The sequence below is a fragment of the Stappia sp. TSB10GB4 genome, from assembly GCF_900185745.1.
In the GTDB taxonomy this organism is placed as follows: Bacteria; Pseudomonadota; Alphaproteobacteria; order Rhizobiales; family Stappiaceae; genus Stappia.
This window is the reverse complement of the sequence record NZ_FYAV01000072.1, coordinates 1-12,609: the sequence shown is the minus strand read 5'-3', so window position 1 is coordinate 12,609 and position 12,609 is coordinate 1. Positions and strand designations below refer to the sequence as shown.

The window sequence follows — 12,609 nt, the reverse complement described above, 5'->3', positions numbered from 1 at the left end:
GCTCACCTTCTCGAAGACGACATAACACAGCCCATGGCCCGTCTGGTTCTCAAGTTCGGCGGAACCTCCGTCGCAAATCTCGAACGCATCCGCAACGTGGCGCGGCATGTGAAACGGGAGGTCGATGCCGGCCATCAGGTGGCGGTGGTCGTCTCCGCCATGGCGGGCGAGACCAACAAGCTGGTCGGCCTGTGCCGCGAGGCGTCGCTCTTGCATGATGCCCGCGAATATGACGCGGTCGTGTCGTCGGGTGAGCAGGTGACGAGCGGCCTTCTCGCCATCGTGCTGCAGGATATGGGCGTCGAGGCCCGCTCCTGGCAGGGCTGGCAGATCCCGCTGAAGACCGACGCCCAGCACGGCGCCGCCCGCATCACCGAGATCGACGGCAACCGGCTGATCGAGCGGCTCGAGAAGGGCCAGGTGGCGGTGGTCGCCGGGTTCCAGGGGGTCGCCCCCGACAACCGTATCGCGACGCTCGGGCGCGGCGGCTCCGACACCAGCGCGGTGGCGCTGGCCGCGGCGATCCGCGCCGACCGCTGCGACATCTACACGGATGTGGACGGCGTCTACACCACCGACCCGCGCATCGTGCCGCGCGCCCGCCGCCTTGAGCGCATCGCCTTCGAGGAAATGCTCGAGATGGCCTCGCTCGGTGCCAAGGTGCTGCAGGTGCGCTCGGTCGAGATGGCCATGGTTCACGGCGTGCGCACCTTCGTGCGCTCCAGCTTCGACGACCCGGATGCGCCGCAGCTCGGCGCGGGCGGCCTGCCCCCGGGCACACTCATCTGCGACGAGGACGAGATCGTGGAACAGCAAGTGGTAACCGGCATCGCCTTCGCGAAGGACGAGGCGCAGATTTCCATCCGCAACGTGGCCGACAAGCCCGGCGTCGCCAGCGCCGTGTTCGGCTCGCTGGCCGATGCCAACATCAATGTCGACATGATCGTCCAGAACATCTCGCCGGACGGGCGCACCACCGACATCACCTTCACGGTGCCGGAGAGCGACTACGACCGCGCCTTCGCGGTGCTGCGCGACAAGAAGGAACTGATCGGCTACCAGGCGATCGAGGGTGCGCGCGACGTGGTCAAGGTGTCGGTAATCGGCATGGGCATGCGCTCGCATGCGGGCATCGCTGCGCGCTGCTTCCAGGGCCTCGCCGAGAAGGGGATCAACATCCGCGCCATCACGACGTCGGAGATCAAGATCTCGGTTCTCATCGATTCCGCCTATACCGAGCTTGCGGTGCGGACTCTCCATTCGCTATACGATTTGGACGGGTAAGCGATCCGCGGCACCTGCCGCCTCGCGATGCGGGCCTTCGGGCCCGCTGGCCCCTGACGGTGGTGCGGAAAGGATCTGACGGGTGATGCGGAGCACTCTCGCCGGGCCGCGCGTACTGTTGCGGCGCCTCCGCGAGGTCATGGCGGAGCCGATCAACGCGCAGGAGCGGCTGGACAAGATCGTGGTGCTGATCGCGGCCAATGTGGTGGCCGAGGTCTGCTCCGTCTACATCCTGCGCGCCGACGGCGTGCTCGAGCTTTACGCCACCGAGGGCCTCAACCGCGACGCGGTCCACAAGACCAGCCTGAAGGTCGGCGAGGGTCTGGTCGGCCTGATCGCTGCCGATGCCCGGCCGCTCAACCTGCCCAACGCCCAGGCGCATCCCGCCTTCGCCTATCGCCCGGAAACCGGCGAGGAGGCCTACAACTCCTTCCTCGGCGTGCCGATCCTGCGCGCGGGGCGGACGCTCGGCGTGCTCGTCGTCCAGAACCAGTCGCACCGGACCTATTTCGAGGACGAGGTGGAGGCGCTGCAGACCACGGCGATGGTGATCGCCGAGATGGTCGCCGCCGGCGAGTTGGAGGCCATCGTCCAGCAGGGCACCAAGCTCGACCTGACCCGGCCGATGCACTTCCAGGGCGTGGCGCTGTCCGACGGCGTCGGCCTTGGCCATGTGGTGCTGCACGAGCCGCGCGTCGTGGTCACCAACCTGATCGCCGAGGATGCCGGCGTCGAGCTGGAGCGGCTGGAGCGGGCGATCAACCGGCTGCGGATCTCGCTCGACGATCTGCTGAATTCCGGCGACTTCGCCCAGCATGGCGAGCATCGCGACGTGCTCGAGGCCTATCGGATGTTCGCCCATGACCGGGGCTGGATCCGCAAGATCGAGGAAGCGATCAACAACGGCCTGACCGCCGAGGCGGCGGTGGAGAAGGTGCAGTCGGACACGCGGGCGCGCATGCTGCGCCAGACCGACCCCTATCTGCGCGAGCGGCTGCACGATCTCGATGACCTCGCGCATCGGCTGATCCGCGAGCTGATGGGCCGCCAGCACGGGCCCTTGTCGGAAACCCTGCCGCAGGACGCGGTGATCATCGCCCGCAACATGGGCGCGGCGGAACTGCTCGACTATGGCCGCGAGCGCATCCGCGCGATCGCGCTGGAGGAGGGCGGCCCGACCAGCCACGTCACCATCGTCGCGCGGGCGCTCGGCATTGCCGCGGTCGGGCTTGCGGACAATCTCGTCAGCCTTGCGGAAACCGGCGACCCGATCATCGTCGATGGCGAAAGCGGCCAGGTGCATCTGCGCCCGGCGCCCGATATCGAGAACGCCTATGCGGAGAAGGTGCGCTTCCGTGCCCGCCGCCAGGCGCAATACCGGCGGCTGCGCAACAAGCCGTCGATCAGCCGCGACGGCATCGACATCTCGCTGCAACTGAATGCCGGCCTCCTGGTCGACCTGCCGGCCGTGGCGGAATCGGGGGCGAGCGGCGTCGGCCTGTTCCGCACCGAGTTGCAGTTCATGGTCGCCTCCGCCTTCCCCAGGATGAGCGAGCAGCGCGACTATTACCGGCAGGTGCTGGATGCGGCCGGCGGGCGGCCGGTGACCTTCCGCACGCTCGACATCGGCGGCGACAAGGTGCTGCCCTATCTGCGGGCGATCCAGGAGGAAAACCCGGCGATGGGCTGGCGGGCGATCCGCTTCGGCCTCGACCGGCCGGGCATCCTGCGCACCCAGGTCCGCGCCCTGCTGCATGCCGCGTCCGGCCGCGACCTGAAGCTGATGTTCCCGATGGTCACCGAGGTCGCCGAGTTCCACAAGGCGCGCGGTGTGGTGGAGCGGGAGCTGAAGCATCTGCGCCGGCACGGCTATCCGGTGCCCGAGCGCTTGATGCTCGGCGTGATGATCGAGGTGCCGTCGCTGCTGTATCAGCTCGACGAACTCTATCAGGCGGTCGATTTCGTCTCGATCGGCTCGAACGACCTGTTCCAGTTCTTCAGCGCCGTCGACCGGGGCAACACCCGGGTCGCCGGCCGGTTCGACACGATGAGCCCGGCCTTCCTGCGGGCGCTGAAACATATCGTCGACAAGGCCAATGCCTATGCCACGCCGGTGACCGTGTGCGGCGAGATCGCCGGTCGGCCGCTGGAGGCGATGGCGCTCGCCGCGCTCGGCTATCGCCATCTGTCGATGTCGGCCTCGGCGCTGGGACCGGTGAAGGCGATGGTCCGCACCCTCGATGTCGGCCGCCTCGCCGCGCGCCTGCTGCCGAGGCTGGACGAGCCGGCGGCCGCCGCCGATATCCGCGGCTTCCTGCGGCGCTTTGCCTCCGATACGGATGTCGCCTTGTAGCGAGCCTGCCAGCGACCCTGCGCGCCAGGCCTGCTCCGGCCCGCAAGGGCCTTCTTTTTCCGAATCTTGAGGATCGCAACGCCATGATCCCGGCGGACAAACTGGATGCGCTGCTGACGCGCGTCGCCGAACTGGAATACCGGATGACCCAGAATCCGGACCCGGAAACCTATGTCCGGCTGGCGCGCGACTATGCCGAACTGGAGCCGCTGGCCGCGCGCATCACCGCGCTGCGTAAGGCGGAGGCGGAACTGGCGGGCGTCGAGGCGATGCTGACCGACCCGGCCGCCGACGCGGAGATGCGCGAGCTTGCCGAGACCGAACTGGACGACTTGCGCGAACGCGTCGAGGCCTTGGCGCAGGCGGTGCGCATCGGCTTTTTGCCCAAGGACGTGGCGGACGACCGCAACGTCATTCTCGAGGTGCGGGCCGGAACGGGGGGCGACGAGGCGGCGCTGTTTGCTGGCGATCTCTTCCGCATGTACCAGCGTTATGCCCAGTTGAAGGGATGGAAGGTCGAGATCCTGTCGGCGAGCGAGGGTGAGGTCGGCGGCTTCAAGGAAGTGATTGCGTCCGTTGCCGGCGACCAGGTCTTCGCCCGGCTGAAGTTCGAATCGGGCGTGCACCGGGTGCAGCGGGTGCCCGAGACCGAATCGGGCGGGCGCATCCACACCTCGGCGGCGACGGTGGCGGTGTTGCCGCAGGCCGAGGATGTCGATGTGCAGATCAACGATGCCGATCTGCGGATCGATACGTTCCGCGCCTCCGGCGCCGGCGGCCAGCACGTCAACACCACCGACTCGGCGGTGCGCATCACCCATATGCCGACCGGCATCGTCGTCGCCGTGCAGGACGAGCGCTCGCAGCACAAGAACAAGGCGAAGGCGTTTCAGCTCCTGCGCGCCCGCATCTTCGACGAGGAACGCGCCCGGCTGGCGAGCGAACGGACGGAGGCCCGCCGCCTGCAGGTGGGATCGGGCGACCGGTCGGAGCGCATCCGCACCTACAACTTCCCGCAAGGGCGGGTGACCGACCACCGGATCGGCCTGACGCTGTACAAGCTGCCCGAGGTGATCGGCGGCGAGGCGCTCGACGACGTGATCGAGCCTCTGGCGCTCGACCACCAGGCGACCCTGCTGGCGGCGGAAGGGCTGTGAGCTCGAGCTTGAACTCGCGTGATCGGCGGCTCGGTACGCTGTGCCGCGAGGCGCGGGCGCGCCTTGCCGAGGCGGGCGTTGCGACGGCGGCTCTCGATGCGCGCCTGCTGGTGGCCGCGGCCGCCGGTGTCGAGCCGGCCGTGCCTCTCACCGATCCCGAGCGCGAGGTGACGAAGGCGGCGCTGGCTCTGGTGGACAGCCACATCGCCCGGCGGGTCGCCGGCGAGCCGGTCGGGCGGATCCTGGGTGCGCGCGAGTTCTGGGGGCTCCCCTTCGCCCTGTCGCGCGAGGTGCTGGAGCCGCGCCCCGATACCGAACGGCTGGTGGAGGCGGTGCTGGCCTGGTGCGACGAGGGGAAGGGACGGGATCATCCGTACCGCTTCGCCGATCTCGGCACGGGCAGCGGGGTGATCGCCGTGGCCTTGCTGAGCGAGCTGCCGAAGGCCGTGGCGGTGGCCTCCGACATGGCACCGGGGGCGCTGGCGACCGCGCGAGACAACGCCTGGCAGAACGGCGTCGGAGCACGATTTCTCGCCTGCCGGGGCGACTTCGCCGCAATGCTGGGGCAGACGATGGATTTCCTTGTCTCGAATCCGCCCTATATTTCCCTCGCGGAAGAGTCCGGCCTGTCCCGGGAGGTGCGGCAGTACGATCCCCGCGCGGCGTTGTTTGCCGGCGAGGACGGGCTCGATGCCTATCGGGTGATCCTGCCGCAGGCGCGGGAGCGTCTTGTCCGATTCGCGCCGGTGTTTCTGGAGATCGGCGCCTCCCAGGTGCTTGCCGTTGCGGCACTGGCACGGTCGGCGGGATTCGACGATATCGGGATATTTCAAGACCTTGCCGGACGCGACAGGGTTTTGCGGGCACGCTGTGTTGCAAAATAGCGGCAGATCCGGGGCTTGTAAAAAAGACGCTTGGAAAACCGGACGGAACGGGCTAGGTTCACCTCGCCGAGACCCGACGGGGGTGGCGTTAAAAGCCACGGGTGGGCAGTTCGAAAGTTATCGAGGCTTTTCGTTCCGGCCAGATCTCGCATCGCATGACGGGACTCACCGTCGGCAAGGATGCCCGAAGGACCGCAGGGTCCCGGGATCACTCGGCACCGGTCTGTTCAAGATGAACCCTTAGAGTCAAGCGGGATTGAGCGGCATGTGCCGTTTCGCCGTCCGCTGAAGGTCTCTTGATTGGCCCACGCAACACCGGCTTCGTGCGGTTGCGTTTCATGGCGCCGGCTCCCCGAGAGCCGGACTCCTGACCGGATCTGCCGGTCGCCGTTCTTGAGAGTTAACGGCAGAATGAGACCAGGAAATCAGAGCAACAAGCGCATCCGCGGCCGTGGCCGCAAGGGACCGAATCCGCTTTCGCGGACGTATGAATCGAACGGTCCCGACGTCAAGATCCGCGGAACGGCGCATCATGTGGCCGAGAAGTATCAGCAGCTCGCCCGCGACGCGTCGGCAGCCGGTGATCGCGTCATGTCGGAAAACTACTTCCAGCATGCGGAACACTACCTGCGGATCATTGCCGCGGCACAGCAGAGCATGCATCAGCCGGTGGTCCTGCCGCGCGGCGACGAAGCGGAGGACGAGGCGGAGGAGCTTGAGGAGCGCAATGAGCGCACCGAGCGCGCCGACCGCCGCGAGCGGGATCGCGATCGGGACCGTGACCGTGATGGGGGAGCGCAGGCTTCGGCGAAGCCGGTCATGCCGGTGGACGCACCGCAGCCGTTCGTCGACGACATTCCGGTCCTCAACACCAAGTCGTTCCCCGGCCAGCCGACAGAGGCCGAGGCAGAGGACGATGCAGGCGATGCGGATGGCGATGCCGACGACCGGGGACGCCGCCGGGTTCGCGGCGCACGCGGACGCGGACTGCGTCGCAACCGCACCGCCCAGGGCGAGGCCGGAGCGCCCGACGAGAAAATGAACGGCGTCGAGCATTCCGCCGCCGCGGAGGCCGAGGTTGCCGTCGAGACGCCGGAGGACAAGAAGCCGCGGGCGCGCCGCGCGCCGCGCAGCCGCAAGCCGGCCGAGGCGGAGGCGGCGCCGACGGACGCCTGATCCCAGGACGGATCTGCGGCGAGCCCCTGCGCCGAACATCACAGCGACAAGGCCGCGGCACGCTCCGCGGCCTTTTTGCTGTCGGGCGCCGGATCCGCAATGCCCCCCTCTTTTGTGCTCGAAATGCAACACTATATGGTGGGTGCGGCCCTCGTCGGGCCGTGCGGATGCCGGTACGGGTCCGCATTCCGAAAAGGCGGCCTTGCTGCGGGGGGCTGTCGGATCTGGAGGTCATCATGGATTTCGAGAAATACACGGAGCGGGCGCGCGGGTTCGTCCAGTCGGCGCAGACCCTGGCGCTCGGGCAGTCCCATCAGCAGTTTACGCCCGAACATCTTCTGAAGGTCCTGCTGGACGACCCGGAGGGGCTGGCGGCGGGCCTGATCGACCGTTCGGGCGGACGCTCGCGCGATGTGCTTGCCGCGACCGAGAAGGCGCTCGCCGCCTTGCCGAAGGTTTCGGGCGGCAGCGGGCAGCTTTATCTCTCGCCCGCCCTTGCCCAGGTTTTCGACCAGGCGGAGAAGCTCGCCGACAAGGCCGGCGATTCCTATGTCACCGTGGAGCGGCTGCTGGTCGCGCTGGCGATCGTCAAGGACAGCTCCGCCGGCAAGGCGCTCGCCGAGGGTGGCGTCACGCCGGTGCGGCTCAATGAGGCGATCAACGACCTGCGCAAGGGGCGCAAGGCCGACACCGCCTCGGCCGAGGGGCAATACGACGCGTTGAACAAATATGCCCGCGACCTGACCCAGGTCGCCCGCGACGGCAAGCTCGACCCGGTGATCGGCCGCGACGACGAGATTCGCCGCACCATGCAGGTGCTGTCGCGCCGCACCAAGAACAATCCGGTGCTGATCGGCGATCCGGGCGTCGGCAAGACGGCGATCGCCGAGGGCCTGGCGCTGCGGATCGTCAACGGCGATGTGCCGGAGAGCCTGAAGGACAAGAAGCTGCTTGCCCTCGACATGGGCTCGCTGATCGCCGGCGCGAAGTATCGCGGCGAGTTCGAGGAGCGCCTGAAGGCGGTTCTGTCCGAGGTCCAGGCGGCGGCTGGCGGCATCATCCTGTTCATCGACGAGATGCACACGCTGGTCGGCGCCGGCAAGGCGGACGGCGCCATGGACGCCTCCAACCTCTTGAAGCCGGCGCTGGCGCGCGGCGAGCTGCACTGCGTCGGCGCGACCACGCTCGACGAGTACCGCAAGTATGTGGAGAAGGACGCGGCGCTGGCGCGGCGCTTCCAGCCGGTCTTCGTCGACGAGCCGACGGTGGAGGACACGATCTCCATCCTGCGCGGCATCAAGGAGAAATACGAGCTGCATCACGGCGTGCGGATCACCGATTCGGCGGTGGTGGCGGCGGCGACCCTGTCCAACCGCTACATCACCGACCGGTTCCTGCCGGACAAGGCGATCGACCTGGTCGACGAGGCGGCGAGCCGCCTGCGCATGCAGGTCGACAGCAAGCCGGAGGAACTGGACGAGCTCGACCGGCGGATCATCCAGCTCAAGATCGAGCGGGAGGCGCTGAAGAAGGAGACCGATCCGGCGGCCCGCGACCGGCTCGACAAGCTCGAAGGGGAACTTGCCGACCTGGAAGAGGAATCGGACGCACTGACCACCCGCTGGCAGGGCGAGAAGGAGAAGCTGTCGTCCGAGCAGAAGCTGAAGGAGCAGCTCGACCAGGCCCGCATCGATCTGGAAAAGGCGCAGCGCCGGGGCGATCTCGCCAAGGCCGGCGAACTCGCCTATGGCGTCATTCCCGGGCTCGAAAAGGCCCTGGCCGATGTCGAGGCGAGGGGCGGTGCCGATGGGGCGATGGTCGAGGAGGCGGTGACCACCGACCATGTCGCCCATGTGGTGTCGCGCTGGACCGGCATTCCGGTCGACAAGATGCTGGAAGGTGAGCGCGAGAAGCTGCTGCGCATGGAGGACGAGCTGGCACGGCGCGTCATCGGTCAGCAGGAAGCGGTGCATGCGGTCTCGACCGCCGTGCGCCGGGCGCGGGCCGGCCTGCAGGATCCGAACCGGCCGATCGGCTCGTTCCTGTTCCTCGGGCCGACCGGTGTCGGCAAGACCGAGCTGACCAAGGCGCTGGCGGAGTTCCTGTTCGACGACGAGACGGCAATGGTCCGCCTCGACATGTCGGAATACATGGAGAAGCACTCGGTCTCCCGGCTGATCGGCGCGCCTCCCGGCTATGTCGGCTATGAGGAAGGCGGTGCGCTGACCGAGGCGGTGCGGCGGCGGCCCTATCAGGTCGTGCTGTTCGATGAAATCGAGAAGGCCCATGGCGACGTGTTCAACGTGCTGCTGCAGGTGCTCGACGACGGGCGGCTGACCGATGGTCAGGGCCGGACGGTCGACTTCCGCAACACGCTGATCGTGCTGACCTCGAATCTCGGCGCCGAGTATCTGGTGGCCCAGCCGGAGGGAGAGGATTCCTCCGCGGTGCGCGACCAGGTGATGGCGGTGGTGCGCGCGTCGTTCCGGCCGGAATTCCTCAACCGGCTCGACGATCAGATCCTGTTCCACCGCCTGCAGCGCTCGCAGATGGCGGCAATCGTCGACATCCAGCTCAAGCGGCTGGAGAAGTTGCTCGCCGACCGCAAGATCGGCCTGCACCTGGATGCCGGCGCCCGCGACTGGCTGGCCGAGAAGGGCTACGACCCCGCCTATGGCGCAAGGCCGCTGAAGCGGGTGATCCAGCGCGAGGTGCAGGACCCGCTGGCCGAGATGATCCTGGCCGGACGGGTCGCCGACGGACAGTCGGTCGTCGCCACCGCCGGGTCGGATCGGCTGCTGTTCGAAGTGGCGACATCGGAAAGCGCGGCGGCCTGATCCGTTCGCACCTGCCGAAAGACAAAGGCCCGGGCAGCGATGCCCGGGCTTTCTGTCTTCTGCCCTGCGGGCCAGGTCGCCCTGTCAGACCGTTTCGTCCCGTCAGTTGATGGCGGCGGCCGAGGCGGAGGCAATCCGCGAGGGGCCGGCGGCCCGCTCGACCAGGGCATCGATGCGCTCGCGCTCGCGATGGAAGGCGGCCAGCAGGTCGCCTTCGAGCACCCGTCCGCGCGGCAGGCGGATGCGCATCGGGTTCACGAAGCGGCCGTTCACCTTGACCTCGTAGTGAAGATGCGGGCCGGTCGACAGGCCGGTCGAGCCGACATAGCCGATGATCTGGCCCTGGTTGACCTTGACGCCCTCGCGGATGCCCTCGGCGAAGCTGGTCAGATGGCTGTAGGTGGTCTCGTAGCCGTTGGCGTGCTGAAGCTCAATGCGCTGGCCATAGCCGGAGACCCATCGCGCCTTGGTGACGGCGCCGTTGCCCGCCGCCATGATCGGCGTGCCGCGCTGGGCGGACCAGTCGACGCCGCTATGCAGCCTCATGACGCCGACGATCGGGTGGCGGCGCATGCCGAAGCCGGAGCGGAACTGGCCGCCCGACAGCGGCTTGCGCATCAGGAACTTCTTCGCGCTCTTGCCGGTCTCGTCATAGAAGTCGACCTGCCCGTCGTCGGGCGTGCGGAACCGGTAGAACCGATGCATGGTGCTGCGGGTGGTCAGGGCCGTGTAGAGGATCTCGGCCGGAACGTTGTCGGCATTCTGCTCCAGGCCGTAGAAGACCTCGAAGGAATCGCCCGGCTTGACCCGCGACTTGAAGTCGACGTCGAAGGAGAAGATCCGGACCAGATCGGTGATCATCTCCGGCTGCATCTCCTGTTCGAGCGCGGTCTGGTAGAGACTGTCGTAGATCGTCGGAGTGGTTCCGGCATAGCCGACGCGATCAGCCTCGGCGAAGGCATCGGCCAGGAACGTGTCGGGCGCCTGGGCCGCGACGAACTCCCCCGTATCCGAGCGGGCGATGGTGGCGCGGTGCTCGGTGTCGGCATAGAGGCTGACGCGCTGCGGCTGCAGCCGGCCGGCCTCGTCCGGGCTGGGAGCGAGCGCGATGCGCAGGCGCTGGCCCATTTCCAGCTTTTCGATGCCGTATTCGCGAACGAAGGCGTCGACGATGCTGGCCGCGTCCTCCTCGGTCGCGTAATTCGCCATCAGCTCGTCCTGGAAGCTCTCCTCGCCGCTCACCGGGACGATCTTCTCTTCCATGCCGGCATAGATGTCGGAGGTCTCGCTCTTGGAGATGAAGGAGACGTTTTCCGGCGTGATCCGCACGCTGAGGCGGGACAGTTCGGGCTGTTGGGCCAGATGAAAGTCGAAGCGGCCCGGATCGATCACCGGTCCGCTGGCCTCGTCGACCGAATTGCCGGCCAGGAAGCGGGCCGACTGGCGGACGAACTGCTCGATCTCCAGTTCCTCATAGCCGCTGTCGGCGGTCGCGAGCGGGTTGTCGAGCGGGAAGTCGCGGGTGCTGATCGTCACCTCGCCCTCGACGCGGGCATCGTAGAGCGCATCGCTGACGGCGCGGGCCGGGATGACGTTGGCATCGGAGAAAAGCTGGAGCGGGTTGAAGGGCGGGATGTTCTCGGAGGTCTCGCGCGAGGCGCGCGTGGCAAGCGTGGCGGTGACCAGCGCATAGGGCCTCAGCTTGATGTGATCGCGTCCGTCGATGCGGTTGACGGTGGAGACCGGGATGACATGCCGGTTGGAATATTGCGCGGCGGCCCGGATGACGCGGTCGCCCTTGGCGGAGCCGCTGCCGCCGACGGTTCTGGAGGCGGTGACTTCCGGCTGGTCGCCGCGCGAGGGCGCCGCCGAGACCTTGTACTGGCCGTCAAGCGCGGCAAACAGGGCTCCGCCCATCAGCGTGACCGAGGTCAGGCCGGTCAGGACCGAGCCCGTAAGCCATCGCAAGCTGACCCGGCGCCGATCCGGCAACTGGTCGCGCTCGTCGTAGACCATGAGGGGCGGCTCATCGCCAAGGTCCGGCGAGGTGCGGTGTGTCGCGCCGAGATGCATCCTGTCCTTCTCGTCGTGCTCGGTCCCTGCGGCCGACGCCCGTCGGCACCGGCCCGCAACTGCCTTCGTTCTTGCAGGCCGTTGCCGGCCCGTCCCTGCGTCTCGCGATCTCGCCTGCCCCGGCGTTCGACGCGATCCCTGCTTGCCCCGGAAGGCCTGCCGAACAGGCCCCCGGCCTCGGCCAGACAGTGTCCGGCAGTGCCCGGCAATAGAAAGAGCCGCGCATCCAACCATGCCCCGCGCGCCCAGGCCAAAGCCAGTCAAAGGCGCTGGTCGAGCCGGTGTGGCCGGAGCGGCGCAGGCGGCATCATAGGAACCCCGAAGGACAAGAGCAATCTGGCGTATTTGTGACGCGACCTTGCCACAATTCGCGATGTGACGGGAATTGGCCGCTCGGCGCCCGCCGCCGCGCTGTCTCCCGTGCCCGTCCGCGCAGGCACGGAGCGCATTTGCGCGCGGGGGCTCGTTAGAAGCCGTGCCGCTCGTGTGCTTCAGGAACGTGCTTCGGGGCCGTGCTTCAAGCGGCGTGTGCTGCCGGCGCGCCGATGATGGGGCGCCGACGATGGGCGCCGGGGAGGGCAGGGGGATGGAGGGAGGATGACGTCCGGATGACACGAAAGCGGGGCTTGCGGGGCGGCCGAGTTGCTTCAAAGGGCCGGTTCTGCCGGTTTTGGCGGTGAGGCTTCGGATCGCAAGGTGCCGCCGCTAGCCTTGTCGCCTCTCCTGTGCATATTGTTATGTAATTGATATTGTTTTGGTTTGTGTGTTTGTTGGGTATGTTTTCCCCAAGTTGGTTTGGTGGTTTGGATTGGTTTTTTGGTTTGGTTTGATTTTTTTTGGTGAGG

General features: G+C 67.6%; 8 protein-coding genes. 6 read left to right on the top strand and 2 right to left on the bottom strand.

The features are described 5' to 3' along the window. Positions 1 to 33: 33 nt before the first annotated feature. The 6 genes from TSB10GB4_RS20655 to clpB all read left to right on the top strand — a co-directional run bounded on the left by TSB10GB4_RS20655 (position 34) and on the right by clpB (position 9,691). Positions 34 to 1,284, top strand: coding sequence for an aspartate kinase (locus TSB10GB4_RS20655; protein ID WP_186397272.1), 1,251 nt, complete (start codon positions 34 to 36; stop codon positions 1,282 to 1,284). An 85-nt stretch (positions 1,285 to 1,369) separates the two neighbouring features. Then, the gene (ptsP, locus tag TSB10GB4_RS20650) at positions 1,370 to 3,637 is read left to right on the top strand and encodes a phosphoenolpyruvate--protein phosphotransferase (RefSeq protein ID WP_186390166.1); all 2,268 of its coding nucleotides are present in this window, start codon (positions 1,370 to 1,372) and stop codon (positions 3,635 to 3,637) included. A gap of 83 nt (positions 3,638 to 3,720) precedes the next feature. Continuing rightward, complete coding sequence (prfA, locus tag TSB10GB4_RS20645; RefSeq protein WP_186397271.1) at positions 3,721 to 4,794, top strand: peptide chain release factor 1; 1,074 nt, start codon at positions 3,721 to 3,723, stop codon at positions 4,792 to 4,794. An 8-nt stretch (positions 4,795 to 4,802) separates the two neighbouring features. Next, a complete protein-coding gene (prmC, locus tag TSB10GB4_RS20640) occupies positions 4,803 to 5,678 on the top strand; it encodes a peptide chain release factor N(5)-glutamine methyltransferase (RefSeq protein WP_186397270.1) in 876 nt (291 codons plus the stop codon). Positions 5,679 to 5,978: 300 nt separating this feature from the next. Next, the gene (locus TSB10GB4_RS20635) at positions 5,979 to 6,854 is read left to right on the top strand and encodes a DUF4167 domain-containing protein (RefSeq protein WP_371328923.1); all 876 of its coding nucleotides are present in this window, start codon (positions 5,979 to 5,981) and stop codon (positions 6,852 to 6,854) included. A gap of 236 nt (positions 6,855 to 7,090) precedes the next feature. Next, positions 7,091 to 9,691 (top strand): ATP-dependent chaperone ClpB, encoded by a 2,601-nt coding sequence (clpB, locus tag TSB10GB4_RS20630; protein ID WP_186397269.1) that lies wholly within the window; start codon positions 7,091 to 7,093, stop codon positions 9,689 to 9,691. A 102-nt stretch (positions 9,692 to 9,793) separates the two neighbouring features. Here clpB and TSB10GB4_RS20625 read toward each other — a convergent pair whose 3' ends face one another. Together TSB10GB4_RS20625 and TSB10GB4_RS23710 are read right to left on the bottom strand one after the other, a co-directional pair. Continuing rightward, positions 9,794 to 11,764: a M23 family metallopeptidase gene (locus tag TSB10GB4_RS20625; RefSeq protein ID WP_186397268.1), complete on the bottom strand. Its 1,971-nt coding sequence runs from the start codon at positions 11,762 to 11,764 to the stop codon at positions 9,794 to 9,796. 647 nt (positions 11,765 to 12,411) lie between these two features. Then, the coding region (locus TSB10GB4_RS23710) for a hypothetical protein (protein WP_208984910.1) at positions 12,412 to 12,609 on the bottom strand (198 nt) is incomplete at its 5' end.

Excerpts from the sequence above, each read along its gene's own strand:
- prfA (WP_186397271.1), top strand. The coding sequence starts at position 3,721 with ATGATCCCGGCGGACAAACTGGATGCGCTGCTGACGCGCGTCGCCGAA.
- clpB (WP_186397269.1), top strand. The coding sequence starts at position 7,091 with ATGGATTTCGAGAAATACACGGAGCGGGCGCGCGGGTTCGTCCAGTCG.
- ptsP (WP_186390166.1), top strand. The coding sequence starts at position 1,370 with ATGCGGAGCACTCTCGCCGGGCCGCGCGTACTGTTGCGGCGCCTCCGC.
- TSB10GB4_RS20625 (WP_186397268.1), bottom strand. The coding sequence starts at position 11,764 with ATGCATCTCGGCGCGACACACCGCACCTCGCCGGACCTTGGCGATGAG.
- TSB10GB4_RS20655 (WP_186397272.1), top strand. The coding sequence starts at position 34 with ATGGCCCGTCTGGTTCTCAAGTTCGGCGGAACCTCCGTCGCAAATCTC.